The following is a 24,564-nucleotide window of genomic DNA, read 5'->3' as shown; positions in this document are numbered from 1 at the left end:
CTCGGCTGAAAAGCCTGAACAATCGTCACTGAATCAATTCTTTTTGCGGCTGCGTGACCGAATCAAACCTGATCAAGACACCTTTGCCGGGCCGCTGGAAACAACCACTTGGGCGTGCCGCAGGACCCTGTCTCTGAACCGGTATCCTTTGGCAAACTCTCGCAGCACATGGTTGGCGGGCACCTCTTCGCTTGCCTCCATGGTCAGGGCGTCGTGCTCGTCCGGATTAAAGGTCAGGCCGACAGCGGTCAACGGCTCCACCCCATACCGCTCCAAAGTGGCCACCAGCCCCTTTCGTGTCAACTCCACCCCTTGCAGCATGGATTCTAACTTCTTGGTATCATCTACGACCGCAGCATTGCCCTGCTCAACGGCCCGGTCAAGATTATCTAAGGTGACCAGTAAGTCGCGAAGGATGTTCTCGCCTGCGTATTTGAGCAACTTGCTTTTTTCCCGCTCCATCCGCTTCTTGAAATTGTCGAACTCGGCGGCGACCCGCATCAACTGATCACGGGTTTCTCCCATTTCCCGCTGCAAGATCTCAACTTCGGTTCCTTGCTGCTCTCCGGCCTCCGCAAGCGTTTCCACAATACCCAGGTCTTCGGGAACCTCTTTGGATTGCTGTTCACCGGCAAGGCCCTGCTCTTTTACCTCGTCTACCACCTACGCTCTCCTTGTTCTGAGTTCCTGTTGACTCGCCCCATGGCTCAGACCCAAATCTCGCGGTTTGTTCGCGGTTAGGCCGGTCAAATCTGGTGCCAACAATAAGTATGGCAAAAACCAGTGTCAAGGGAAGGCCACCGGGAATTAAAGGGGAAAACACTGCGGAAAATTCGAAGAAAAACGCAAGGAAACAAAAGTGAAACCACAAAAAAAGCCCCTACCGCCACAACGGGCGCCAGGGGCTGCAACAAATCAACGATCAAATCTTCGTCAGCCGCAATGGGCACAGGTCTGATGCGAATTAACGTAGCGCTTGATGCTGCTGGCGATTGTATTGAAGATCTCGACAAAATCTTCCTCGTTTTTCTCCAGGAGAGTAATGCGGAAGCCCTGAAGATCGGTGGCAAAGGAAGAAAGCGGCACCACACAGATGCCGGTGGCCCCCAGCAGGTAATACACAAAGCGTTTGTCCGGCTGGATATTGGAGCCGGAAACGAGCCGCTCGACAGTTTCGCGCACCTCGTCAATCTCGATAGGCAGGGTCTGATGGTGGTTGAGCACCCATTCTTCAAAGACCGCGCTCATGTAAAAGGCACCGTTGGTGCGGTTGACCAGGAGCCCTTTGACACCCTTGAGAATATTGTAGGCCAGATTGGAATACCGCTCGTAGCGTTTAATCCGACTCTTGAGATGCACCTTGTACTCGGGATGCTCCTTGATCCGGGGCAGGACGGCCTGTGGCAGGGTGGTCGAACAGACCTCAAGCATCTTGGCGTTGAGGATCGACTGGACGTAGGTGGCAAACATCGGGTCGCGGCGGCGGTTATAGACCTCTATCCAGCCACAGCGGCTCCCCGGCCAGGGCATTTCCTTGGAGATGCCGCGCATGCAGATCGCCGGCACCTTGTCGCCGATCACCGTGCACAGCGGCGCCGAGACCGTGCCGTTATAGGTCATGTTCTGGTAAATCTCGTCGCAGATGATGAACAGGTCATTTTTTTCGCAGATCTCGACAATTGCCCGCATCACGTCCGCCGGATAGACGGCGCCGGTGGGATTGTCCGGATTGATCACCAGGATACCGGCCACCGCCGGATTGTACTTGATGTGGTTCTCGATATCTTCGAGATCCGGGTACCAGAGGTGATTAGGATCGAGGATATAGGTAACGGGCTGATCACTGGCATGAGCAGCCTCGGCCGAAGAATGGGTGGTGTAGCTCGGCGTGGGTACAATAACCCGGGCGGTCGGCTTGAGAAAGCCGTAGACCTTGGAGATCGCGTCGCCCAGGCCATTAAAGAAAATGACATCATCGGCATCGATCTGCGCCCCACCCATGCGATTGGTGCAGGCCGCCACATATTCACGGGTCGCCAGCAGCCCCTTGGTCGGACTGTAGCCATAGGTGGTGTCTTCGCGCACCGCCTCAGCGACAATTTCCTTCATCCAGTCCGGAACCTGCTCACCCTTGGCGATCGGGTCACCGATATTCTCCCAGTTGACCTGGACACCCATCTTCTGAAGCTTCTCGCCGACACAGACAATATTGCGGATCTCGTAATTCAGTTCACCCGCGCCGATGTGCAAAATATCAGTACGCATTGCAACTCGTTCAAAAAAACTTCAATTGATTGTTTTGGGGGAAGGAAGACGATCATGCCGCATCAAGCCGGAGCGATGACACGAACGGGCCTTCTAGATACAAAAAACAAGTGGGGGTCTTACCACGGAGGACAGGAGGCGTCAACCGCCCTTTGCCCGGGATTGCAGAAGAACAAATGCCTTTTCTCCAGCAAGCGGCGCCCCCAGCTGCGGCCCCTGGGCCTGATCACACCCATGGGCGCGGAGAAAAACCAACTGCTCCTCCTGCTCGACCCCATCGGCGAGCACGGTCAAACCGAGGGTGTGGGCGAGAGCAATGATGGCTGCCACCAGGGTTGCGGCCTGCTGATCCGCAGGAACGCAGGCAAGCAATTGCCGGTTGACTGCAAGGCGCCTGATCGCCACCTGCTGCAGACGGACAAGCGAGCATCTGCCTGCGCCAAAATCGTCAACCGCCAGCCCTATGCCAAGGCGTCCAATCCGGCCAAGAACCTCCAACTCCTGGGCTGAGGCATCGGCAACCGCCTGTTCTCGCAACCCAAACATCAGAAGACCGGGAGAAATCGCATACCGGGCCAAGAGCTGCTCGAGCAGGGGAAAAAAATCAGGGTCAAGCAGTTGACGAGAGGTGATCGGGACGACGATTGGCACACACCCTGCCTCCTGCTCCTGCCAGGATTGCAGGGTCAGACAAATTTTCTCCAATCCCCATAGACTCACCGCAGCCAGCATGCCGCACTCCTCGGCGGCGGCAAGAAAGGCATCGGGCAGAAGCCGCCCCATTTGGGGATGGTTCCAGTGGATCTGTGATTCAAAGCCAACCAGTTGGCCGCCGTTTAGGGCATACTGCGGCACATAGTCCAAGCGCAACGCGCCTGATTGCATGGCCTCCCGGAACTGCCGTTCATCCAGTTGCAGCCGCCGGCCGTTGTCGGCAATCTCACGGCGATAAAATTGAAAATTGCTGCGACCGAACTCCTTGGCGGAGTACAGGGCTATGTCGGCGCACTTGATGACGCCTTCAATCTCGTCAGAATCGCCGGGAAAAATGGCGATGCCGATACTGGTGGTGATGGAGAGTGCATGCCCCTTGGCAGCAATAGGTTCGGCTAGGGCCGCCATAATCTTCTCGGCGACCACGGCCGCATCTTTGCGGTTGCCCACGGCCTCAAGGACAAAAACAAACTCGTCACCGCCAAGCCGGGCAACGGTATCGGACTGACGGCACTGCCGTTGCAGCCGTACCGCCACCTCTACCAGGAGAGCGTCCCCGACATCGTGGCCCAAGGTGTCGTTGATGTTCTTGAACCGATCAAGATCAAGAAAGAGAATCGCCACACCAGTCCGGTTCCGCTCGGCCTTACTGATTGACTGGGTGAGCCGATCACGGAATAATAAACGGTTGGGCAGGCCAGTGAGGGTGTCGTGGTGCGCCAGCCGGTAGAGGTGCGACTGGCTGTCGCGCAGTTCTTTCTCGATGCGCAGCCGGTCGGTGATATCCCGTGCCACCTCGATGATGCCATACAATTGCCCCTGCCCATCCCGCAGCGGCGAAACCTCCAGCTCAAAGGTGTTATTGACGCTGTTGCCATGGTAAGGGTTGTGGATAAGCGTGGCTGGCTGCTGCTGGTTGCGAATCTCCGTCACCGGACAGGGGAAACGCAGGTCCTGGCAAGGTGTCCCGGCCCCGCAGAACAGCTGATGGCATTTCCGCCCTTGAAGGGTCTCGATTTCCCCATTGCCGCGAACCAAAAGAGCGGCGGCCTGATTGATCAGGAGAAGGTTAAAGTCGAGATCGATGACCATCACCGGGTCGCCGGCGCTGTCGATGACGGTCTGGAGAAAATTGCGCTCAACATCGACTGCGTCGTGCAGCTGCTGCTGCACCACCGCCAACGCCTGTTCCTGCCGCTTCTGCAGGGTGATGTTCTGATGGGTCCCGGTCATCCGCACCGGCATGTTGTTTTCATCCCGCTCCACCACCCGGCCCCGGTCGAGAAACCAGGCCCACTCGCCGTTTTGCTCCCTAACCCGATACTCGATCCGGTACTCTTCGGTTGAACCGGCCAAATGCTCGTTGAGCAAGGCCAGCACGCGCTCCCGGTCTTCCGGGTGGATGAAACGCCGGGCGGTGGCCGGATTCCCGCTGCCTTCCCGGTAGTCGAGCAGTTCCCACTGATCGGGACTGGTGTACATTTCGCCGGTCTTAATATTCCAGTCCCAGAGGCCGGCCTGGGAGGCGTGCAGGGCCAACTCATATCGTTCTTCCGCCTGTTTGAGCTCCTGTTCCCTGAACTTGACCGCTTCAAAAACAAACAGTTGCCGCAAAGCCTGGGTGATGGCCTCGGCAAGTTCGGTCACGATTGCGGCCTCTTCGGGCGCCGGCTCGATTGACGGAGGCAACTGGAGGATAAAAAAACCTGAGAGACTGGAACTGCAACGAAGAGGGGCGCAAAAGGCCAGGGATGAGACAGGTTCACCGGGCATGGAACAGAGCCTGCAGGAACAGGCGGCACAGAGGACAGCCTCGTTGGAGTCGGATTGGAGAACCCGAGCGCCGCAATCCGGCAGCCTTCCCTCCCGCAGCTCGCCCATAACCGGGGTGATATGCTCACCCAGCCCAGTTTCGGCGGTGATCATGCCGCCCGCTTCCTGGTCCAGCAGCACCACCAGGGCGGAACTATACACTCCGTGCCCGGCCAGCCGATCGCAAAGGCCCTGGAGCAAGGCGGGGAGGTCTCGCTCCTGGATCAGGAAGCGACAAGCAGCGTAGGCGGCCTGCAACAGGACTGATGATCTATTCATTCGGTTCAAAGGCCGAGCAGTAGAGTTTCCGGGAACCGCGTCAAGGGTCAAACCACACCAACTGCAGCTAGAATTCGCCTGAGGCACTTGCTACCACAGCCTTTTCTTTCCGGCCTTAGCTTATATTATAACTTTTCAGCTTGTTCAAGAGCGTCTTGCGGGTTATTTGCAATCGACGAGCAGCCTCACTGCGATTGCCGCCGGTTTCCTCAAGCGTCTTGAGGATAAGCATCTTCTCCGCCTCCTTGAGGGTGGCGGGTTCTTCCACCGCACCCGGGGCGTTCAGCCCGCCCCAGCGCTGGAGAGCAAGCGGCAGGGCTGAGATGTCGAGGTAATCACCGCGCATCAGGATGACACCACGCTCAATTGCGTGTTCCAACTCGCGGACATTGCCCGGCCAGGGATAGCGATTGAATACATCCATGCATTCGGGGGTGACGCCGCTGACCAGGCGGCCATTTTTTTCGGCAAAACTGTGGAGGAAATAGTCGACAAGCAGGGGGAGATCACCCTGCCGGTCACGCAGGGGCGGCACCTCCAGTTCGACCACCTTGAGACGATAGTAGAGATCCTCACGGAACCGGCCAGCCGCCACTTCTTCCTCAAGGTTACGGTTGGTGGCGCAGAGGATACGCACGTCCACCTTGATGGTTTCCTGACCGCCGACTCGCTGCAGTTCATGCTCTTGCAAGACCCGCAGCAGTTTGGCCTGCATGCCGGGCGAGGTTTCGCCGATCTCGTCGAGGAAGAGCGTGCCCCCCTGGGCTTGGACGAATCGACCTTCCCGGCGGCGGTCCGCGCCAGTGAAGGCCCCGCGCTCGTGGCCGAACAATTCGGATTCCAGCAGGGTTTCCGCCAGAGCAGCGCAGTTGACCTTCACAAACGGCCCTTTATTGCGCAGGCTTGTATGGTGCAGGGCGGCTGCCACCAGCTCTTTGCCGGTGCCTGACTCGCCGTTGATCAGAACCGTCGCCTCGGTGGGGGCCACATGGACGATCATTTCCCAAAGGTTCTGCATCGGGGCCGACCGGCCAATGATCCGGCCGTCGTCGCCAAAGGGCTGCCCGATGTCGATTGATTTGGTTTCCCGCTGGCGATGGCCCATGGCCACCTCCAGGGTGGTGCGTAACCGGTCGAAATCAAGCGGTTTGGTCAAATAATCATGGGCGCCCTGTTTGATGGCGGCCACCGCGGAGTCCACCGAGGAAAAGGCGGTCATGATGATCACCGGGATGGCCGGGTTGATGGCATGGATCCGCTTCAGGGCCTCCATGCCGTCCATGGTGGCCATACGCACGTCCATGAGAATGGCGTCAAAGGGGCCCTGTTCAACAGCGGCCACCGCGGTGGAACCGTCATCCGCCTCCTCCGCGTCCCACCCCCACTCCGTAAAAAGAGCGTGCAGCATGAAGCGGTGCACCCGTTCATCATCGACAATAAGAATTTTGGCTTTAACCTGTGTGGACACGCTTACTCACCCTCTGCCCGCTGTTTTTGCCGGCTTTAATTTGTCAATCATTTCTTGAATATACTAGCAACAAACTGCTAGGATGTGCAAATGGAACATACGCTCTTGATTAAAAAGGTGATAGCTGGCGGCAAGGGGTTGGGCACGCTCAGCGACGGCATGGTGGTGATGGTTTCAGGCGCGTTGCCAGGCGAGACCGTGGTTGTCCGCGAAACCAAGACGCACCGCGGCTTCAAGGAAGCTCGCCTGCTCAGGGTGGTGGAACCTTCCCCGGATCGAGTTGTGCCGCCCTGCCCTCATTACGGCCTCTGCGGTGGTTGCGACCTCCAGCATGCGGCCTATCCGGCCCAGTTGGCCATCAAACAGCAGATTCTGCGGGAGGCCCTGGAGCGGGCCCATCTGGATCCGGCGCCGGATCAACCCGGTCCAGCCTTGCCCTCGCCCCTGCCCTTCGGCTATCGATCCCGATTGCGGTTGCACCTCGACCCGACAGGCCGGCTCGGCTTCCACCAAAATGCCAGCAATGCGGTGGTCCAGATCCGTCATTGCCTGCTGGCCGTCAACCCGATTAACCGGGTGATTGCAGCTGTAGTCGATGGCGGCTGGGGTGACCGGCTGGCAGACCACATAGCCGCTCTGGAGCTGATCCACAGTCCGGCGGATGATCAAGTTTTCCTGGTGCTCCAACCACGCCCCAGCCTGCAGATTCCTTTGCCGGCCAACCTGGTTGATCAGATGCACGCCCTGGCTGACGAGGTGATTGTGCAAACGGCAAAGCCCGGCCAAGACTCAAAGCAAGCCCTCACAACCGTTTTGTCCCAGGATTTCACCCTCCGGGGTCAGCCCTACCGGCTCAACTGGGATCATCGCTGCTTTTTTCAGGTCAACACCCAGCAAAACCCCCGAATGATCGAACTGGCCCTCGACCTCCTCCCCTTAGCCCCCCGGCCCTTCACCGCCCTCGATCTCTTCTGCGGCATGGGTAATTTCTCCATTCCGCTGGGGCTTGCCGGTGCCCAAGTAACCGGGGTCGAACATAACCGGCAGAGCATCCACTGGGCCGAGCAGAACAGCCGCACCAACGGGATCAGAGCCCGCTTTATCGCCGAAGGAGTCGAGCCGCAGTTGCACACCCTCGTAGCCCGCAAGACCCGGTTCGACTGCATCCTCCTCGATCCACCCCGCCAGGGACTGGGCAAAGCCGCCGCCCTCCTGCCCTTGCTGGAACCGGAGCGGATCATCTCGATCTCCTGCGACCCGGCGACCCTGGCCCGCGATCTCGCCCTGATCGGCAAGGGCGGCTACCGGATCAGCCGCATCACCCCGGTTGACATGTTCCCCCAGACCCACCACATCGAATCCGTCGCTCTCCTTGAAAGGAATTGACATCGACACCGCTGCGCACTATTTTGGCCGTTTATTCCTCACGCAACCAATTTTCTTCCTGCTCCCAGGACGCCCCCTTCGTTTTATCCACGGATCAGGCGCATACTTTAACTCTTCCTTGCAGATATCCAGATGGAAACAACAAGCAATCTCCTTAAGCAGCGGCGGGAAAAATCCGATTCCCTGGCCGAGGCCGGCGTCAAGCTGTTCAGCAACACCTTCAAGGCACCCACGCCCATCGCCGATATCCTGCCGCAGGGCAGCACTCTGGCAGCGGAATGCCACGACGAATCCGGCACCACCCACCGAGTCGCCGGCCGGGCCATGTCGATGCGCAAATTCGGCAAGGCCGCCTTTTTCCACCTCCAGGACGCCTCCGACCGCATCCAGGTCTATGTCCGCCGCGATCTTTTAGGAGAGGAACAGTACGACCATTTTAAAAAATGGGATGTGGGCGACATCGTCGGCGTCGAGGGGCGGCTGTTCAAGACCAAGACCGGCGAACTGTCGCTGGAGGCCGCCCGCATGCAAATGATCACCAAATCGTTGCGACCCCTGCCGGAAAAATTCCACGGCCTCACTGATGTCGAAACCCGGTACCGCCAGCGTTATCTGGACCTGATCGTCAACCCCGAGACCCGCGAGGTGTTCAAAAAACGGGTAGAGATCATCCGCCTGATCCGCGAATTTCTCAGCAACCGTGGCTACATGGAGGTTGAAACGCCGATGATGCAACCGGTTCCCGGCGGCGCCACGGCCAAACCCTTTCGGACCCATCACAATGCGCTCGATATGGATCTCTACCTGCGCATCGCCCCGGAACTCTATCTCAAGCGACTCCTGGTTGGCGGTTTCGAGAAGGTGTTTGAGATCAACCGCAATTTCCGTAACGAGGGGTTGTCCACCCGGCACAATCCGGAATTCACCATGCTCGAATTCTACCAGGCCTACTCGACCTACCACGACCTGATGGACCTGACCGAGGAGATGGTTTCCTGGCTCGCCCACGAGATAACAGGTTCCATGGACCTCACCTATCAGGGCGTGCCGGTCAATTTGGCGCCACCCTGGCAACGGCTGACCATGGAAGAGGCCCTGGTAAAAATTGCCGGCCTCGACTTGGCCATTCTCAGGGATGATGCCGCAATCATGGCCCTGGCCAAGCAAAAAGGTATCGCGCTGCAGCCCGATGCCGGACCGGGCAAGGCCAAGACCGAACTGTTTGAGCTGCTGGTTGAGGAGAAATTGATCGACCCGACCTTCATCACCTCTTACCCCACCGAGGTCTCGCCGCTGGCCCGGCGCAATGAGGAGGATCCCACGGTCACCGACCGGTTCGAGCTGTTCATCACCGGCCGGGAGATCGCCAACGCCTTTTCTGAGCTCAATGACCCTGTCGACCAATTGCAGCGCTTTCAAAAACAGATCAGCGAACGCGGCGACGACGACGAGATTCATCCGGTCCTGGATCGCGACTATGTCCGCGCCCTGGAATACGGCATGCCGTCGGCGGCCGGCGAAGGCATCGGCATCGACCGACTGGTCATGCTGCTCACCGATGCCCCCTCGATCCGCGACGTCATTCTCTTTCCGCAGATGAAACCGGAAGTCAACGAGTAGCGCGGGTGCCATGGCCTCCTTTGAATGGTTTGTCAGCCTGCGCTACCTGCGGGCCAAACGCAAACAAAAATTCATCTCGCTGATCACCCTCATCTCCATTCTGGGGGTGGCGGTCGGCGTCATGGCGCTGATCATCGTGCTCTCGGTGTTCACCGGCTTCACCGAGGGGCTGCGCGACCAGATCATCGGCGTCAATGCCCATGCCCTGGTGCAACGGTTCGGCTCCACGATCAACGACAGTGAAGGAGTCACGGCCAAAATCGAGGCTGTTGCCGGGGTCGAGGCCACCACCCCCTATATCTACGGCCAGGCCCTGATCAGCTCAGCCACCCATTCCACCGGCGTGGTGTTACGGGGGATTGACGCCGCCTCCGCTATGCGGGTCCTCAGTATCGGCCAGAAAATGACCGCCGGCCAACTGACCGATCTCGACAAACCCTTCGAAGTCCCGGCCATTGTCCTCGGCCGCGACATGGCCCGGCAGCTCCAGGTCGGCGTGGGCGAGCGGATCCGGCTGATTTCACCCAACGGGCCGCTCTCGCCCATGGGTGTCCTGCCCAAAATTCGCGCCTGTGTCGTGGTGGGCATCTTTGAAACCGGGATGTTCGAGTACGACTCCACCATGGGGTACATCAATCTGGACACCGCCCGCAGCCTCACCGACCTGCGCCGGGGGGTGCATGGCATCGAAATCCGGGTCAAAAACATCGACCAAGCCGACCGGACAGCCGCCGCCGTCCAGCAGGCCTTGGGCCAGGGATACTCGGTCCGCGACTGGATGCAGCTCAACCAGAACCTGTTTGCCGCCCTCAAACTGGAAAAACTCGGCATCTTCATCGCCCTGGATCTGATTATCCTGGTGGCGGCGCTCAACATCATCAGCGCCCTGATCATGGTGGTGATGGAGAAAAACCGCGACATCGCCATTCTCAAATCCATGGGCGCCACTACCAAGGCCATCATGCGCATCTTCTTCTATCAGGGCATGGTGATCGGCCTTTCGGGCACGACCCTCGGCGTGGCCAGCGGCCTGAGCCTCTGCGCCCTCCTCAAACACTCCAACCTCATCGAGCTGCCGCGCAATGTCTACCCCATGTCCACCATGCCGATCAAGGTGGTGCCGCTCGACGTGACCGTGATCGCCGTTTCCGCGCTTCTCATCACCCTGGCCGCCACCCTCTACCCCTCATGGAAGGCGTCGCGAATCCGGCCGGCGGAGGCGCTGAGCTATGAATGACACCCCGCTCCTCCAGGCCGCCGCCCTCTGCCGCTCCTACCGCAGCGGTCTGGACACCATCACCGTGCTTAACAAGGCCGACCTCGTGGTTCAACCCGGTGAGATGACGGCCATCGTCGGAGCCTCGGGCTCCGGCAAGACCACCCTCCTCCAGATCCTGGGCACCCTGGATACGCCGGACTCGGGTCAGCTGTTCTTCCGTGGCCACGAGCTGACCGGCAAAAGCGAGTCGGATCTGGCGGGACACCGCAACAACCACATCGGCTTCATCTTTCAGTTTCACCATCTGCTTCCCGAATTTTCAGCCCTGGAAAATGTGATGATGCCCGGCCTGATCAACGGCCGCCCCCGCGCCGCGCTCAAAGACAAGGCACAGCAGCTGCTCGAACGGGTGGGTTTGGGCGAGCGATTGGATCACCGCAGCGGCGAACTCTCCGGCGGCGAACAGCAACGTGTTGCCCTGGCGAGAGCCCTGGTGATGGCCCCTGCTCTGCTCCTGGCCGACGAGCCCACCGGCAACCTCGATGCCGCCAGCGGCAGCCGGGTCTTTGCCCTGCTGCGCGAACTGAGCAAAAACCTCGACCTGGCCGTGGTCATGGTCACCCACAATATGGAACTGGCCCGCGCCATGGACCGCTGCCTCACCCTGGCCGACGGCCGCCTCCGCCTCGACAGCCCCTTCTAAAGGAGACTGACAATGCCCAGCCCCCCTTTCTGCCTGCGTTTTCTTGTAATCGCTGCCTTTGTGCTCCTTTCCAGCGGCTGCGGCCCATCAAAACCACCGGCTCACTCCCCGCAGCCCGCACAGAACGAACATTCGGCCGCTCCCGCAAAAGAGGCGGGCAGTGCTTCCCCAGAAACTGCGCCGGGACAGGACGACCCAAACCGAACCTGCCGCGATGAACGCGCCATTGGGGACAGCGAACGGAACCGGTCCGCCTGTTTTCACCTGCAACCGGGAGCCACGACCACCAAAGTAGTCAAACAACAGGTTCCTGGCAAAACCGCCAAGGCCGGCAAAACAGCAACATCAAGCACCAAAAAAGGCCAAAAAACAGTCGCCAAGGCACCGGCGACCGCGGTAACGAAAGTAGTGCAGACCACCGGACGCTGCCAACCGCAGAGCCTGATCTACGCCCGCTGCCGCACCGGCTTCATGACCTGCAGACTGGGCGACACCAGCCCGGTGCAGTGGTTTGCCTGCGCCAAGAAAAATGGCAGCACTTCCTCCACCCCGGTAGTCGGTTCGGTCGTAGTCCTTGACGTCAACACCCGCCGCGGCATGCCCACCGGCCACCCCGCCTATGTTGAGGCGGTCAAAAAAAACCAGGACGGCACCTGGTCTCTGCGAATCAGCCACACCAACTATGACCGCAAATGCCATCTCGACCAGGATGCCACGGTCCTCTTCGATACCAAACGCATGACTGCTTCCTTTGCCACCGGCCCCTGGAGCACTTGGGCCAAAGATCTAAAGGCGCTCGGCTTTATCCTGCGTTGAGACTCAGGGCAAACGAATAACCATCACCACACCTACATAAGGAGTCCAGACGGCTGAACCCATCCGACTCTGGTTCGTAGTGCTTCAAGAGAGAGTCGCACAAGCATCCCTCTCTTTAAGATATGTCAACTATTAAAGGGACAGTTTCCCCATTTCAGGGGGCTGCGCGAAAATGCGCACGCAACAGTCGTCAATGAGGATTGGGGATCGATGATGCTAAGATTTTGTTGGTCTCGTTGCCCCCTACACCCTTGGAGTTGCAGGGAGCGAGGGAAACAGGGAGAGGAAGGGCCAGGCCCGAAGACCGGCACCCATTTGACTAGGGCGAGCCGGGGCAGTCTCACCCCGGTGTTGCCCTAGTCGTTGGCTTGTTCATAACAACGTCTTATTGCAGCTGCACTTCCTTCCCGTTGAGCAGCAGCTTACCGTCTTTCGTTTCCGCCTGATGTTCGGCGCGCTGCTCCTTCGCAACAAAGACTCCGGTCTGCATTCCAGGGAAGGCTGGCTCAAAAAACATGGGGGAATCGCCCAAGAGCTGCTTGGGCAGACTGAGATGCGATTTCAGTTCAAAAATGTCCAGGGCCAACGCCGGTTGATTGGCAAGGGGCACGAATTGCATCATGGTCATGTCCCTTTTCAAGCTCACGGTCAAGCCACCGTTGACCTCACCCTCTGCAAGCTTGAAACGAAGATCGGAAATCTGAAACTCCAACCCCTTGGTCATGAGTTTTTCCGCTGAGACCATGAGTTGCATCCCAACCTGTGCCATCTGCTGTTCGAGGATCTTTTCCATCTGGCCGGGATCCTCGGTAGTGGCGGCAGCATTCGCCATGACCTTGCTGATGGCAGCCATATACTGCTGCATGAACTCCACGTACCCCTTGGCATTCAATCCGTTTACGGCTAGGCGCACAAAAGGGTTCTCGACTTTTTTGTCGCCCACGCTCAGGCTGTCCGCACCGTATTCCACCTTCCCTGAAAGGATGTTCCGCTCCTTGTCGTACTTGGAGGTGCAGTCCATCTTCAAGTTGGAAAAAGAGAACGGCGCGTTGGCGTCTTCGACCCGCCCCCCTTTAATGGCGAAAGTGGCATACCCATCCCAGAGGTAGAGCGAGGCCATCTCCAGGTCGGATTTGATGGAAAAACCCTCCATCGTGGCCAGGTCATTCACCTGCAACCCATCCCAGGTGCCCTCGTAGAAAAAGTGTTTGAGGTGCTTATCGGAGGTCGCACGTATCCGGCCTGGCTTCACCTGGACGGTTTCGCCTTCCTCGGTGATGGCAAAGGCATCCAGGGTGGTTGTCGTTTCGAACGTACCGGTCAGCGAATACCTGGTGGTGATGTGCAGCGGATCCTTACCGGCCAGCTTCTGGTTGATAAAATCCATATACACGGGATTCTTAGTCAGAGTTGTCTCCGCAACCACGCCGGTCAACTCGTGTTTCATACGGTTGAGGAAGAGCCATTCTTTCACGCCGTACAGGGCCGCCATTTTGCCGGCGTTGACTTTCCACTCCATCTCCGAGGAGGAAAAACCCCGGTCGTAGCGGGTGATCTCGACCGTGATTCCAAAACCGGTATCGCCATACATTTTGTTGACCTTGTCAAATGTTTCGCGGATCTGCCGCTCGGCGAGCAATCCGTTGACAAACGGGGCACCCAGCCCCGCGGCAAGAAGGATCACGACAATCCCGGCAAGAATTTTTTTCATACTGCTCCTTGGGACAGATGTCCCCTGTTGTGGTGGGAGTAAAGAGATAGCAAGACGCACTTGGTACGCTTGAGGCGTCCCGGCACGCAACCAAAGATAAAAAGACTCAAAACATCAGCAATACAGGACGACGGAATCAGACTTCTCCTTCTCGGGCTTATCCGAAAATTCCGTTCCTTGCTCGATCTTCCGCCCATATCGTTTTCGAGAGAGAGGGAATTCAGTAAAAGTTTGCAGCATCGCCAAATCCCGCTTCGTGGCCCAACTTCCCGGAAAAAAGGATTTATTTCTGTAGCAGAGATGCATCTATTTTGGCAAGCAGATAATTTTCAGTAACCATCAGAAAACATTACATATACACTAAAACAGCTCATCCACGGGACAGAGATGGGTCGTAGAAATGAGCAATGCCAATGGCCCCAGGGGGGCTGACTTGAAGATCACGCCGGGCTTGTGATCAAAAAAAACATGGATGTCTCAAGAGCCAAAAGAGGTTGCAAGGGCATCCCGGCCACAAAAGCGCCCACGGTGTTGCTCGACGACCTATCGAGAAGGTTGGTATATTTCTGTTGTCGCTCACTGAGCGAAGTTTTATACAGAAAGCTCGGGAGGCGGGCACCCCGCACCCGAATCAATCCCCAGACGGTCCCTTTAAGCGGACCAAACCGAAGCACCGGTGGTCAACCGCCTGCCATCCTTTTGAACGGCCAAACTTCCACGCGGAGGAACGGAATCATGAACAAACCAGCAAAAATCGTTGTTCTGGCCGCAGTCTTTGTGATTCTCGCCCTTCTTGCCGGTTGGCTCTCGACCACCTATCTCGCCCGTAATCAACCAAACCGGGGCGTGGCCATGGAAGACCTGATGGAATTGTACCGACCGGACACCAAGCCCCTGGGGACGATCGTCGTTAAAACCTATCGCGAATTTCGCGGCAACTCGGTTCATTGGAGTGCCGCCTATTTTGGCTGTCTGTTCGGCTCCGCTTTTCTCAGCGCCATGGCCGGACTGTTTCTGAAACTGGAAATCCTGGCGTCCCAGCCCAAGGTCCGCAACGATCTGGCCGCGGCCATGGCGACCTTTGCAGCCCTTTTGGTGACCCTATCGACCACCGGCGATTTCCAGCGCAAGTGGCAGGCCAACCGGGCAGCGGCAGCAGCCATGGAAAACCTGGCCTATGAGCTGGTCCGGCCAGCAGCAGCCATCAACCTCGAGGCCATCCTGACCCGGATTCAGACCATCAATGATGTGCGCAACCGGGGGATTATCGGCGAACTTGCGGAAAACTCTCCCGGTGATGCGGCGGCTTTGCCCGCCCCAACCAAGGTCCCGGATTCCGAAGGAACGCCCAAAACCTCGGCGCCCTGATTGACAAACGACCTACAGAGCAGCAGCGTACACCGGTGACAACTGCTCTTCCCCATCTAATTGTACACTCTTCCACAAGGAGGCCCGATCATGCGTCGCTCCAGTTCCCACATCCTGCTCCTCACCTTTACCCTGTTGTTCAGCCTGGTTGCTCTTGTTCATGCCCAAGCACCCAAGGTGCAGACCCAGGTGCCCGGCTATTACCGGATGCCGTTGGGCCAATTTGAAGTCACCGCTCTCTACGACGGGGCCATCGAACTGGACACCAAGCTGCTGCGTAATACCAAGGCCACCGATCTGGACCGTCTGTTGGCCCGGATGTTTGTCGGCAATCCCAAGATGCAGACAGCAGTCAACGCCTATCTGATCAACACCGGCACCCATCTGGTGCTGGTCGATACCGGCGCCTCGCAACTGTTCGGTCCGACCCTGGGATTTGCGCTGCAGAACCTGCAGGCGAGCGGCTACGCGCCGGAGCAGGTGGACACGGTCATTATCACCCATCTCCACGCCGACCACATGGGCGGACTCAACGACGAAGACGGCAAACCGGTCTTCCCCAAGGCCACGATCTGGGTTTCGCAGGCGGACAACGACTACTGGCTATCCGAGAAGGTGGCCGAGGCCGCGCCCAAGGAGCGGCAATCGTTCTTCAAGATGGCCCGCGACGTGGCGGCGCCGTATCTGGCCGCTGGTCAATGGAAAACGTTCAAGGATGGGACAACGCTGGTTCCTGGCGTCCAGGCGGTCAAGGCCAACGGCCACACGCCGGGTCACACCTCCTATGCGGTGGAATCGACAGGGCAGAAACTGCTCATCTGGGGGGACGTGGTCCACGCCCATGCCGTCCAGTTTGCTCGTCCAGGCGTATCGATTGAGTTTGATGTCGATCAGAAACAGGCCATTGCCACCCGCAAAGCGATCATGAAGGAGATGGCGGCGAGCGGGTCCCTGGTGGCCGGGATGCACCTGCCCTTCCCCGGTATCGGCCATGTCCGGACCGAGGAGAAAGGGAGCTATGCTTGGGTGCCTATTGAGTTTACGCCGATGCGGAAGGTGGAGGAGAAATAAATAAAAGGGGGTAGAAAACCAAAAAATAAATCTAGCCCCTTTTCACACCCTGATTCAGGTTCTAGTTTTTGCTATAAAAATTCTTTGTAACGTTATCCCAACTCGTAATGGACCCTATGAAGGCATCGGATATTCCTTTTTTGTTTGCCTGCTCTTTCAGTTGCTCGGCTTTTGGATAGCTAACCTGGCTTGCCATTGCAATATAATATTGACCTTTAGTAGCACGAAAAACTGTAAACCCAGATGATGGAATATCTAGCTTGTTAGATACTTTCAATAACGATTGTTGAGTATATATTTCTGTAGTAGGATTTGCAACGATTAAAGCGAAAATTCCAGGCATATTTACATCACCATTTCTTAGTGATTCCAGGATTGAATCAATCTTTTCGATATTCTTATATGCTAATTTACTTCCAAGGTTTTTTGATTTTTCGAATTTTTCTTTTGCCTCTTGAAATCGGTCTAGTTGCATATATGCTACGCCGAAATTATTGTAAACTTTTATTTTAAAATCTTTAGATTTCTTTTGAAACTCTTCTGACATTTCAATTGTATAAAAATATTCTATAGACTCATCGTATCTACTTTCCATTAACAATGAAAATCCAATAATATTGTATATTTCAATATCAAAATTTTCAAAATCATGACCTAACTCTAAAGCAATTTGAAGTTGCTTTATAGCATCTTCATAACGTTTGTCTTCTGCTAGTAAACGTCCGTATGTATATTGTATTGTAAAATTATTGGAATAATTCTTGCTCAGTTCTTCGATTACCAGCAGTGACCCTTTAGGGTTGTTTTTTTGACGCATTCCAACTGCTTCGACAAAACGACGACATGCAGATTCTGGTACACCTATGCAACGATCGTCAGCAGTTGCAGATACATTGCAAACCATCAAAGTCAAACCCAAAGCAGTCAGTATTATTCGCGATGTCATAGCCCAGCCTCCTTGGTTTCTAAATTACCTGTAGCCTCTTTCAACTGGGTCATTTTAATTTCTCTTGTGTAGTTCTCTGTTCCTCGCAGTTTCCTGTCAATTTGAACCAGGTCAAGCGTAATCTCTTGTCCATTCGGAATTTGGATTTCCGTCTTCCCCTTGTTCCATTCAATGCTTTGTCCTTTAACACGAATTAATAGTCCATCCATGTCGTTGGGATGTACATCTACAAACAATGATACTTTGGGATTAAAAAATTCCCATGCTAAACCAAGAACCAGGACAAGCACAGAACCCGCCATATATATCCGGATTTCTCGTGCTCGTATTGAGACTCCTTCATTTGAAAGGTTTGGATTAGAGGTGATTCCATGCAAAAGCCAGAAAGAAAAAATTAGCACAACAACAGCAAACCCTAAGAACCCTAATTTAATAAGCTCAGGAAATAAGGCCATATGAACTCCTCCATTATCTAAACCGATTTATTTTTTACTGAATTTCACGGTGACCGCAGTGGTTACATGTATCCAGATGGCACCCCAATCGTTCGGTGCAGCAACACTCGATGGCGGAGAGAACGGCTTTGTGCTTGTTGTTGAGCGACGTGGGTTGACGAAAGGCCTGCCAATATTGTCGAATGATATCTGAAAGCCCAGCCTTTCTCTCGGCATTGGACAGGGGACGTGATTTTAAATTGCAGGAAGGGTGCTTCTTTGTAGTTTTTTTATTTTATTAGTTTTTTCAAGAAGCCTTACTCGAGCATTATTGGTAGGCTAATTAGTCGAACAAATAACTGCCAAGATATGGGGGTAAGATACACAGTGGACAGCGCCTTGGTCAAGGCAAAAAATAACCCTGTATATGCAACGTCTCCAGGGTGTTACGTGATTTTTTTTGTCTTTGCATGACGTGGTATGGATTGAAAAATGGTCCTTGAGATCAGCGATTGATTGGGCAATATATATAATATGACAAAATCAAAAGACAAACATCGCAAGGCGGCGCGGGCGGCGAATCTCTCCCAGCGGGTGACTCCCCACGCCCTGCGCCATTCCTTCGCCACACATCTGCTGGCGAACGGCGCCGACATCCGCACCGTGCAGGAACTGCTTGATCATGCCGATGTCGCCACCACCATGTTCACACCCATGTGCTCAATCGACCTGGATTGGCCGTGCGCAGACCTCTGGATAATTTATAGACAAAGGCTTGCCGTGGATCAGTTGAGGAGTTTCAGGGACAGTGTATGAATCTCGGATGTAAATGGAGGAAATCCCTGCGGACTTCCCATTCTTTTCTTTGCATACTCAAAGAAAAGAAACCACCGTGTGGTCTTGCGCCACACCGCTAAAGAAAGGGCAGCCAAGCCACTGAGACGACCCCGGTCACCAAGATTCGGAGCCGGCGGGGCAAAAAACTCGCTGCGCTCAAACAGTTTGCCCTTTCATCCAGCCCCGAACCTCGCCGCCCGGCTCAGTGGCAACGGCCCCTACACCCGACCACATTCCTTCCAAAAGGTAAAACAGCAATCAATTTTGCTGGCCTCGCAACCCAAAAAAGCCGCTTCCCGAAAAGGAAGCGGCTTTTTTGGGTTCATTTCGAAAACAGGCGACCAATCTCAGCGCGCCCGGCGCCCTAAGGTCTACCCCAAATACTCCAAAGCAATCTTCAACATCCGGCGGACCGGTTCCGCAGCACCCCACAACAACTGATCGCCGACAGAAAAGGCGCTGAGGTACTCGGGTCCGAGGTTCATCTTGCGTAGGCGGCCCACCGGGATATCGAGGGTGCCGGTGACGCGGGCCGGGGTCAGTTCCTTGAGGGTCTGTTCCTTGGTGTTCGGCACCAGAGAGACCCACTGGTTGTGATGGGCGATGGCCTGCTCGATCTCGGCCAGAGGGATATCTTTTTTCAGCTTAATGGTGAAGGCCTGGCTGTGGCAGCGCATAGCACTGATGCGTACACAACAACCGTCAATCGGAATCGGCTGCCCGGTATTGCCTAAAATCTTATTGGTCTCGGTGACGCCCTTCCATTCCTCGCGGGTCTGGCCGTTGTCCATGGCGGTATCGATCCAGGGAATGAGGCTGCCAGCCAGCGGCGCGCCGAAATTGCTGATCGGGAAGGCCGGGTTGCGCAGGGTTTCGATCACATTGCGATCCAGCGCAAGGATGGCCGAAGCTGGCGCATCCAGCAAATTCTCCGCGTTTTCGCCGACCAGCCGCATCTGGTTAACCAGTTCGCGCATGTTCTTGGCGCCAGCACCGGAGGCCGCCTGATAGGTCTGACTGGTGATCCACTCCACCCAGCCCTGCTCGAACAGTCCGCCCAGTGCCATCAGCATCAGGGAAACCGTGCAGTTGCCGCCGATGTACTTCTTGATGCCCTTGGCCAGTCCCTGATCGATGACGGCGCGGTTCACCGGATCGAGGACAATAATTGCATCCTCATCCATGCGCAGCTTGGAGGCGGCGTCGATCCAGTAGCCCTGCCAGCCCTTGGCCATCAGTTGCGGATAGACTTCGCCGGTATAGCTGCCGCCCTGACAGGAAACGATGATGTCCATTTCCGCCAGCAGGGCAGCGTTGCTGCCATCGAGCAGTTCATAGACCGTGCCATTGACCTCAGGTCCTGCCTGACCGGCCTGCGAGGTGGAAAAAAAGCGGGGTTCGTAGCCCTGAAAATCCCCTTCCTGCCGCATCCGCTCCATGAGCACGGAGCCGACCATGCCGCGCCAGCCAACAATACCTACTTTTTTCATAGTTTCCTTCCGCTGTTGTATATGTTGTTCCCCCTGCGATTAGTGCAGGCGAAAATATCCCTTCAACTCATCGGCAATCACTGGGGCCACCGAATAGATCTGGAGAAGATCATCGCTCTCCCGGCCCGGATAGGTGTCGGCACCGATGATACAGCCGATGCCCTTTTCCACGAAGCGCTCCCTAGCCTTGCCGGCCAGCACCAGGTGGGTGGCCATGACCATGACCCCGACAGCGCCTGCCTGGTAACAGCGATCCACGGTCTGCAGCATGGAGCCTCCGGTGCGGATCATATCGTCGCAGATGATCGCGGTCCGGCCCCGCACCGCGCCCGACAACTGGCCGACAATGGTCTGATCGACATCGTAGCGGTCCTTGTTGGCGGCGGTGTGCGGACAATCGAGCAGCCCGGCCAGCCGCGCCACCCGCTTGGAAAAGCCGTAATCCGGTGACACCAGGACAATGTTGTCCAACTGCATCTGCCGGATCTTCTCCGCCGCCACCCGCTCGGTCCAGAGGTGGCGGGTGCGGACCTCGCCGCTATGGGCATGCATCACCGATTCCGAATGGAGATCGAGAAAGGCGACATAATCGGGCCGAGCCCGGAAGACCTGCCGGGTGCGGGTGATGCCTTTGGGGATCTCGCCGGAGTCGGGCTTGGCCCGCTCCATGGTCGAGTAGCCTAGGTAGGGAATGACCACGTTGACCGACAGGGCGTTCCAGTAGCGAGCGCCGGCAATCAGGTCGATCAGCTCCTGGTGGGCGGTGTCGTCCGGGGTGTTGGCAATAATCACCAGATCATTGCCGGCGATGTCCCGAGGAAAGGCATGAAAAATTTCACCATCGGCAAAGGTCCGGGTGATCATCTCGGTCACCGGGATGTCCAGCTCCTTGGCCACATCGGCGGCCATCCGGGCAGCAGAACCGTTGGAGATCAAAATGATATTTTTTCGTCTCGGCATGCCGTGCCTCCTTCTTGACAGTTCCTCATCCGGTTTGCCCGCAAACAGACACGCTCCTGCTTGTCGACCGCAGGGGAGTCACCCCGAGATTCCTCACATCCGTTCGGAATGACAACACAAAAAGTGTGTCCACGCGAAACATTCTACCCGCTGCAAAGAAGATCGCGGGTGCACTGCGCATCACGCCAGGATTTCGCCGACGATGGCATCTCCCATGGCTTTGGTTGAAACCGGCGCAATGCCGGGGGTGGCTATATCCCGGGTCATGATCTTTTTGTCGAGAATCGCCGCGACTGCCGCCTCGATGGCCGCTGCTGCCTGATCCAGACCCAGGCTGTACTTGAGCAGCATGGCTGCCGAGAGAATCTGGGCGATCGGGTTGGCGATACCCTGACCTGCAATGTCCGGGGCGGAGCCGCCAGCCGGTTCGAACATCCCGAATTTGGAGCTGTTGAGGCTGGCCGAGGCCAGCATGCCCATGGACCCGGTCAGCATGGCAGCCTCATCGGAGATAATATCGCCAAACATGTTGCCGCAGAGCATGACGTCGAACTGATGCGGATCTTTCACCAGTTGCATGGTGGCGTTGTCGATGTAGATGTGGTTCAGCTCCACATCGGGAAAATCTTTGGCCACTTCCGTGACCACCTCTCGCCAGAAAACCATGCAGGTCAGCACATTGGCCTTATCCACCGAGGTCACCCTGCGGTTGCGTAGCCGGGCAGCCTCAAAGGCCATGCGGGCGATGCGCTCGATCTCGGAGCGTTTGTAGATTTTGGTGTCCCAGGCCCGTTCGTCGGGTCCGCTGCCGTCGCGGCCCTTGGGTTGACCAAAATAGATACCCGAGGTCAGCTCGCGCACAACCAGGACATCAAAACCCTCGCCGACGATGTCCGCCCGCAGCGGACAGGCCCCGACCAGGGCCTTGAAGACCTTGGCAGGCCGCAGGTTGCAGAACAGGTCGAAATGTTTGCGCAGGGGCAGGAGCGCGGCCCGTTCCGGCTGCTGGGCCGGCGGCAGGTTTTCCCATTTGGGGCCGCCCACCGAGCCGAAGAGGATGGCCTCGCTGGCTTCGCAGACTTTCAGGGTCGATGCGGGCAGGGCCTCGCCATGGTTGTCGATGGCAATGCCGCCGACGTCGGCGCTGGTGTATTCAAGGGTAAAACCGAATTTCTGCTGAACGGCGTCCAGTACCTTAAGGGCCTCGGCCATGACTTCCGGGCCGATGCCGTCACCGGCTAAAATCGCAATCTTGTGTGCCATAAGTATCCTCGTTATGAAACGGAAAAATTCCGTGATAATGTGTGAGTGGGAAAAACTTTGTTACTACCAGATCAACCGCAATTATTCCAGAAAGAAGTAGCAATAGCCTCAAGCCACAGTTGCGACGGCCAGAAGCCGGGGCGCACCGGAAAAGGGCAGCGTAATTTTTTTTATATCGTCAATCCGCCAGGGGCCGGAGGGGAGCTGCTCGATCCCGGTCAGGGCCTCGTCGCGAGCCAACATAAGAATGACCCGCGTCGCCGGGGCGACCAGAGGCCGGATCAGGGGCAAGAAGAGGCTCGGCTCGGCCACTGCCCGGCTGGTGATATGGGAAAAACGTCCCTGCCAGGCGGCAACATGCGGTTCGATCCGGTCGGCAACCACCTCGGTGTTGGTCAGCCCCAGGGTGCGGATCACATGGCGCAGAAAGGTGACCCGTTTCTGGCGCGGCTCCACCAGGGTGAAGCGGCCTTCGGGCAGGACGCAGGCCAAGGCCAGACCGGGAAAACCGGCTCCGGTGCCGACATCCAGCAGATGCACCGCGTCCCCGTGCAGCAAAGGCAGGAGGGTGAGCGAATCGAGAAAATGGTTCTCGATCACCTGCGCCTCCGGGGTGTCGCGGGCGATCAGATTGATCCGGCGGCTCCACTTCATCAATTCGGCCAGGTAGACGAGCAGCCGCTCGACGGCCTCACTGCCGAGGGGCAAGCCCAGTTGCTGAGCCCCCTGTTGCAGGAGGCTGCGGTTATCGTGTCCCAAGCCGAACCGCCACCGAATTGCCGTGGGCTGTCAACCCTTCGAGCGCAGCCAGACGGCGGATATGCTCGCCATCAGCCTCCAGGGCTTGGCGCGAATAGGAGATGATCGAACTCTTTTTAAGGAATGTTTCGACCCCCAGGGCCGAGGAGATACGGGCTGTGCCCATGGTCGGCAGCACATGGTTGGGACCGGCGACATAATCACCCGCCGCCTCCGGGGTCCAGGAACCGAGAAAGATCGCCCCGGCATGGCGGATGCGGGGCAGCCACTGCCAGGCTTCGGCGACTTGCAATTCCAGGTGCTCGATGGCAATCTCGTTGGCCAGATCAATGGCCTGCTCCAGGTTGTCGGCGAGTAAAATCAGGCCGCGTTCCGCCAGGGAGGTACGGGCGATCTCGGCCCTGGGCAACTGCGGCAGCTGCAGTTCCAGTTCCTTGACGATCTCGCCCGCCAACCGTTCGCTGGTGGTGATCACCATGGCCAGAGCCTGCGGATCGTGCTCGGCCTGGGCCAGCATGTCGGCGGCAACAAAGGCGGCCTGGGCGGTTTCATCAGCCACAATCAGCACCTCGCTGGGACCGGCGATCATGTCGATGCGCACCCGGCCCATGACCTGACGCTTGGCCTCGGCCACGTACTGGTTGCCCGGCCCGACGATGACGTCCACCCGGGGGATGGTTGCCGTCCCGTAGGCCAGCGCACCGACCGCCCAGGCAGACCCGACCTTGTAGACCTCATCAATGCCGATGGCACGGGCCGCTACCAGCAGGGCCGGGCTGATCCGCCCCTCACGGCTGGGTGGTGTCACCATCACCCGCCTCCCCACACCGGCGATCTGGGCCGGAATACCGTTCATCAGCACCGAGGAGACCAGAGGGGTCGAGCCCTCCTTGCCGCCCGGAACATAGAGACCGGCACTGTCCACCGGCCGCACCAATCGACCGGTGATGGCGCCGTCGTCGCGGGTCAGCATCCAGGAATCTTCCATCTCGCGCTCATGGAAGGTTCGGATACGGTCGGCGGCAAACTGCAGGGTCTGGCGAAAGGCATCGTCCACCTCACGCTCGGCCTGGTCAAATTCGGCGGCACTGACCCGCAAAGACTCGACGGTCAAGATCGGACAATCGAACTGCCGGCAATACTCAAGCAGTGCCGCATCGCCCTCCTGGCGGATCCTGGAAAGCATGCCGGACACAGCCTGCCGGCAATCGCCATCGGTTTCCTCGGAAAAACGGTTGCGGATCTTTGCGGCTATCAGACGACCGGGGTCGGAGGCCAGACGAACGATCTCAATCATGATGGTTCACCATATCGCTGCATCAAGGGCTTGCTCTAGGGGTTGATAATTCCAGTTTGCTTTCAAGTTAACATTTTCCGGCTTGTCATTTCGACCGAACGGGAGAAATCCCGGGATTCCTCACCTCCGTTCGGAATGACAAATCC

Annotated in this window: 20 protein-coding genes and 1 pseudogene; 8 read left to right on the top strand and 13 right to left on the bottom strand. The window is 57.2% G+C overall.

The annotated features are described in order from the left end of the window. Positions 1–72 precede the first annotated feature (72 nt). The 4 genes from ACHZCX_RS16655 to ACHZCX_RS16640 form a co-directional block, all read right to left on the bottom strand. Positions 73–663: a nucleotide exchange factor GrpE gene (locus ACHZCX_RS16655; RefSeq protein ID WP_319588322.1), complete on the bottom strand. Its 591-nt coding sequence runs from the start codon at positions 661–663 to the stop codon at positions 73–75. Positions 664–933: 270 nt separating this feature from the next. Then, positions 934–2,265 carry a pyridoxal phosphate-dependent aminotransferase gene (locus ACHZCX_RS16650; RefSeq protein WP_319588321.1) on the bottom strand — a complete coding sequence of 444 codons (1,332 nt, stop codon included), beginning with the start codon at positions 2,263–2,265 and terminating at the stop codon, positions 934–936. Positions 2,266–2,406: 141 nt separating this feature from the next. Then, positions 2,407–5,070 (bottom strand): EAL domain-containing protein, encoded by a 2,664-nt coding sequence (locus tag ACHZCX_RS16645; protein WP_319588320.1) that lies wholly within the window; start codon positions 5,068–5,070, stop codon positions 2,407–2,409. 115 nt (positions 5,071–5,185) lie between these two features. Further along, positions 5,186–6,538: a sigma-54 dependent transcriptional regulator gene (locus ACHZCX_RS16640; RefSeq protein WP_319588319.1), complete on the bottom strand. Its 1,353-nt coding sequence runs from the start codon at positions 6,536–6,538 to the stop codon at positions 5,186–5,188. Between the two features lie 90 nt (positions 6,539–6,628). Here ACHZCX_RS16640 and ACHZCX_RS16635 point away from each other — a divergent pair, with 90 nt between their 5' ends. The 5 genes from ACHZCX_RS16635 (at position 6,629) to ACHZCX_RS16615 (ending at position 12,282) form a co-directional block, all read left to right on the top strand. Then, the gene (locus tag ACHZCX_RS16635) at positions 6,629–7,924 is read left to right on the top strand and encodes a class I SAM-dependent RNA methyltransferase (protein WP_319588318.1); all 1,296 of its coding nucleotides are present in this window, start codon (positions 6,629–6,631) and stop codon (positions 7,922–7,924) included. 132 nt (positions 7,925–8,056) lie between these two features. Further along, positions 8,057–9,544, top strand: coding sequence for a lysine--tRNA ligase (lysS, locus tag ACHZCX_RS16630; RefSeq protein ID WP_319588317.1), 1,488 nt, complete (start codon positions 8,057–8,059; stop codon positions 9,542–9,544). A 10-nt stretch (positions 9,545–9,554) separates the two neighbouring features. Then, positions 9,555–10,781, top strand: a complete 1,227-nt coding sequence (locus ACHZCX_RS16625; RefSeq protein ID WP_319588316.1) for a lipoprotein-releasing ABC transporter permease subunit — start codon at positions 9,555–9,557, stop codon at positions 10,779–10,781. Next, a complete protein-coding gene (locus tag ACHZCX_RS16620; RefSeq protein WP_319588315.1) occupies positions 10,774–11,466 on the top strand; it encodes an ABC transporter ATP-binding protein in 693 nt (230 codons plus the stop codon). The genes ACHZCX_RS16625 and ACHZCX_RS16620 overlap by 8 nt, the downstream gene beginning before the upstream one ends. A gap of 12 nt (positions 11,467–11,478) precedes the next feature. Beyond that, on the top strand, positions 11,479–12,282 hold the full coding sequence (locus ACHZCX_RS16615; protein WP_319588314.1) for a hypothetical protein: 804 nt from the start codon (positions 11,479–11,481) through the stop codon (positions 12,280–12,282). Between the two features lie 385 nt (positions 12,283–12,667). Here ACHZCX_RS16615 and ACHZCX_RS16610 read toward each other — a convergent pair whose 3' ends face one another. After that, positions 12,668–13,993, bottom strand: coding sequence for a DUF945 family protein (locus tag ACHZCX_RS16610; protein ID WP_319588313.1), 1,326 nt, complete (start codon positions 13,991–13,993; stop codon positions 12,668–12,670). Between the two features lie 735 nt (positions 13,994–14,728). Here ACHZCX_RS16610 and ACHZCX_RS16605 point away from each other — a divergent pair. Next, positions 14,729–15,361, top strand: coding sequence for a hypothetical protein (locus ACHZCX_RS16605; RefSeq protein WP_319588312.1), 633 nt, complete (start codon positions 14,729–14,731; stop codon positions 15,359–15,361). 90 nt (positions 15,362–15,451) lie between these two features. Beyond that, positions 15,452–16,432 carry an MBL fold metallo-hydrolase gene (locus tag ACHZCX_RS16600; RefSeq protein ID WP_319588311.1) on the top strand — a complete coding sequence of 327 codons (981 nt, stop codon included), beginning with the start codon at positions 15,452–15,454 and terminating at the stop codon, positions 16,430–16,432. A 61-nt stretch (positions 16,433–16,493) separates the two neighbouring features. Here the strand turns inward: ACHZCX_RS16600 and ACHZCX_RS16595 are convergent, their stop codons facing one another. From ACHZCX_RS16595 to ACHZCX_RS16585, 3 genes are read right to left on the bottom strand one after another with little or no spacing between them, the layout of a single operon-like run. Beyond that, positions 16,494–17,378, bottom strand: a complete 885-nt coding sequence (locus ACHZCX_RS16595) for a tetratricopeptide repeat protein (RefSeq protein WP_319588310.1) — start codon at positions 17,376–17,378, stop codon at positions 16,494–16,496. After that, positions 17,375–17,833 (bottom strand): hypothetical protein, encoded by a 459-nt coding sequence (locus ACHZCX_RS16590; protein WP_319588309.1) that lies wholly within the window; start codon positions 17,831–17,833, stop codon positions 17,375–17,377. The genes ACHZCX_RS16595 and ACHZCX_RS16590 overlap by 4 nt, the downstream gene beginning before the upstream one ends. Before the next feature lie 34 nt (positions 17,834–17,867). Further along, on the bottom strand, positions 17,868–18,017 hold the full coding sequence (locus ACHZCX_RS16585) for a transposase zinc-binding domain-containing protein (protein ID WP_394708845.1): 150 nt from the start codon (positions 18,015–18,017) through the stop codon (positions 17,868–17,870). 353 nt (positions 18,018–18,370) lie between these two features. Here ACHZCX_RS16585 and ACHZCX_RS16580 point away from each other — a divergent pair. Continuing rightward, positions 18,371–18,514 (top strand): annotated as a pseudogene (locus ACHZCX_RS16580) (tyrosine-type recombinase/integrase); the annotation flags it as partial. Positions 18,515–19,020: 506 nt separating this feature from the next. Here ACHZCX_RS16580 and asd read toward each other — a convergent pair. The 5 genes from asd to hisD all read right to left on the bottom strand — a co-directional run bounded on the left by asd (position 19,021) and on the right by hisD (position 24,418). Further along, positions 19,021–20,139 carry an aspartate-semialdehyde dehydrogenase gene (gene asd, locus ACHZCX_RS16575; protein ID WP_319588308.1) on the bottom strand — a complete coding sequence of 373 codons (1,119 nt, stop codon included), beginning with the start codon at positions 20,137–20,139 and terminating at the stop codon, positions 19,021–19,023. Positions 20,140–20,178: 39 nt separating this feature from the next. Further along, positions 20,179–21,099: a ribose-phosphate diphosphokinase gene (gene prs / locus ACHZCX_RS16570; RefSeq protein WP_319588307.1), complete on the bottom strand. Its 921-nt coding sequence runs from the start codon at positions 21,097–21,099 to the stop codon at positions 20,179–20,181. Positions 21,100–21,279: 180 nt separating this feature from the next. Further along, on the bottom strand, positions 21,280–22,362 hold the full coding sequence (gene leuB, locus ACHZCX_RS16565) for a 3-isopropylmalate dehydrogenase (RefSeq protein ID WP_319588306.1): 1,083 nt from the start codon (positions 22,360–22,362) through the stop codon (positions 21,280–21,282). 108 nt (positions 22,363–22,470) lie between these two features. Next, complete coding sequence (gene rsmG, locus ACHZCX_RS16560; protein WP_319588305.1) at positions 22,471–23,121, bottom strand: 16S rRNA (guanine(527)-N(7))-methyltransferase RsmG; 651 nt, start codon at positions 23,119–23,121, stop codon at positions 22,471–22,473. Beyond that, positions 23,108–24,418: a histidinol dehydrogenase gene (gene hisD, locus ACHZCX_RS16555; protein WP_319588304.1), complete on the bottom strand. Its 1,311-nt coding sequence runs from the start codon at positions 24,416–24,418 to the stop codon at positions 23,108–23,110. The genes rsmG and hisD overlap by 14 nt, the downstream gene beginning before the upstream one ends. Between the last annotated feature and the right edge of the window lie 146 nt (positions 24,419–24,564).

Source organism: uncultured Desulfobulbus sp., assembly GCF_963662935.2.
Classification (GTDB): domain Bacteria; phylum Desulfobacterota; class Desulfobulbia; order Desulfobulbales; family Desulfobulbaceae; genus Desulfobulbus.
Note: the sequence above shows the minus strand (reverse complement) of the source record. Positions and strands in the feature narration are given on the sequence as shown.

What these genes read in the sequence shown, in the direction of transcription:
- ACHZCX_RS16645 (WP_319588320.1), bottom strand. Translation starts at nt 5,070, where the DNA reads ATGAATAGATCATCAGTCCTGTTGCAGGCCGCCTACGCTGCTTGTCGC.
- hisD (WP_319588304.1), bottom strand. Translation starts at nt 24,418, where the DNA reads ATGATTGAGATCGTTCGTCTGGCCTCCGACCCCGGTCGTCTGATAGCC.
- ACHZCX_RS16605 (WP_319588312.1), top strand. Translation starts at nt 14,729, where the DNA reads ATGAACAAACCAGCAAAAATCGTTGTTCTGGCCGCAGTCTTTGTGATT.
- ACHZCX_RS16625 (WP_319588316.1), top strand. Translation starts at nt 9,555, where the DNA reads ATGGCCTCCTTTGAATGGTTTGTCAGCCTGCGCTACCTGCGGGCCAAA.
- ACHZCX_RS16610 (WP_319588313.1), bottom strand. Translation starts at nt 13,993, where the DNA reads ATGAAAAAAATTCTTGCCGGGATTGTCGTGATCCTTCTTGCCGCGGGG.
- ACHZCX_RS16650 (WP_319588321.1), bottom strand. Translation starts at nt 2,265, where the DNA reads ATGCGTACTGATATTTTGCACATCGGCGCGGGTGAACTGAATTACGAG.
- leuB (WP_319588306.1), bottom strand. Translation starts at nt 22,362, where the DNA reads ATGGCACACAAGATTGCGATTTTAGCCGGTGACGGCATCGGCCCGGAA.
- ACHZCX_RS16595 (WP_319588310.1), bottom strand. Translation starts at nt 17,378, where the DNA reads ATGACATCGCGAATAATACTGACTGCTTTGGGTTTGACTTTGATGGTT.
- ACHZCX_RS16620 (WP_319588315.1), top strand. Translation starts at nt 10,774, where the DNA reads ATGAATGACACCCCGCTCCTCCAGGCCGCCGCCCTCTGCCGCTCCTAC.
- ACHZCX_RS16615 (WP_319588314.1), top strand. Translation starts at nt 11,479, where the DNA reads ATGCCCAGCCCCCCTTTCTGCCTGCGTTTTCTTGTAATCGCTGCCTTT.
- asd (WP_319588308.1), bottom strand. Translation starts at nt 20,139, where the DNA reads ATGAAAAAAGTAGGTATTGTTGGCTGGCGCGGCATGGTCGGCTCCGTG.
- ACHZCX_RS16635 (WP_319588318.1), top strand. Translation starts at nt 6,629, where the DNA reads ATGGAACATACGCTCTTGATTAAAAAGGTGATAGCTGGCGGCAAGGGG.
- ACHZCX_RS16590 (WP_319588309.1), bottom strand. Translation starts at nt 17,833, where the DNA reads ATGGCCTTATTTCCTGAGCTTATTAAATTAGGGTTCTTAGGGTTTGCT.
- prs (WP_319588307.1), bottom strand. Translation starts at nt 21,099, where the DNA reads ATGCCGAGACGAAAAAATATCATTTTGATCTCCAACGGTTCTGCTGCC.
- lysS (WP_319588317.1), top strand. Translation starts at nt 8,057, where the DNA reads ATGGAAACAACAAGCAATCTCCTTAAGCAGCGGCGGGAAAAATCCGAT.
- ACHZCX_RS16600 (WP_319588311.1), top strand. Translation starts at nt 15,452, where the DNA reads ATGCGTCGCTCCAGTTCCCACATCCTGCTCCTCACCTTTACCCTGTTG.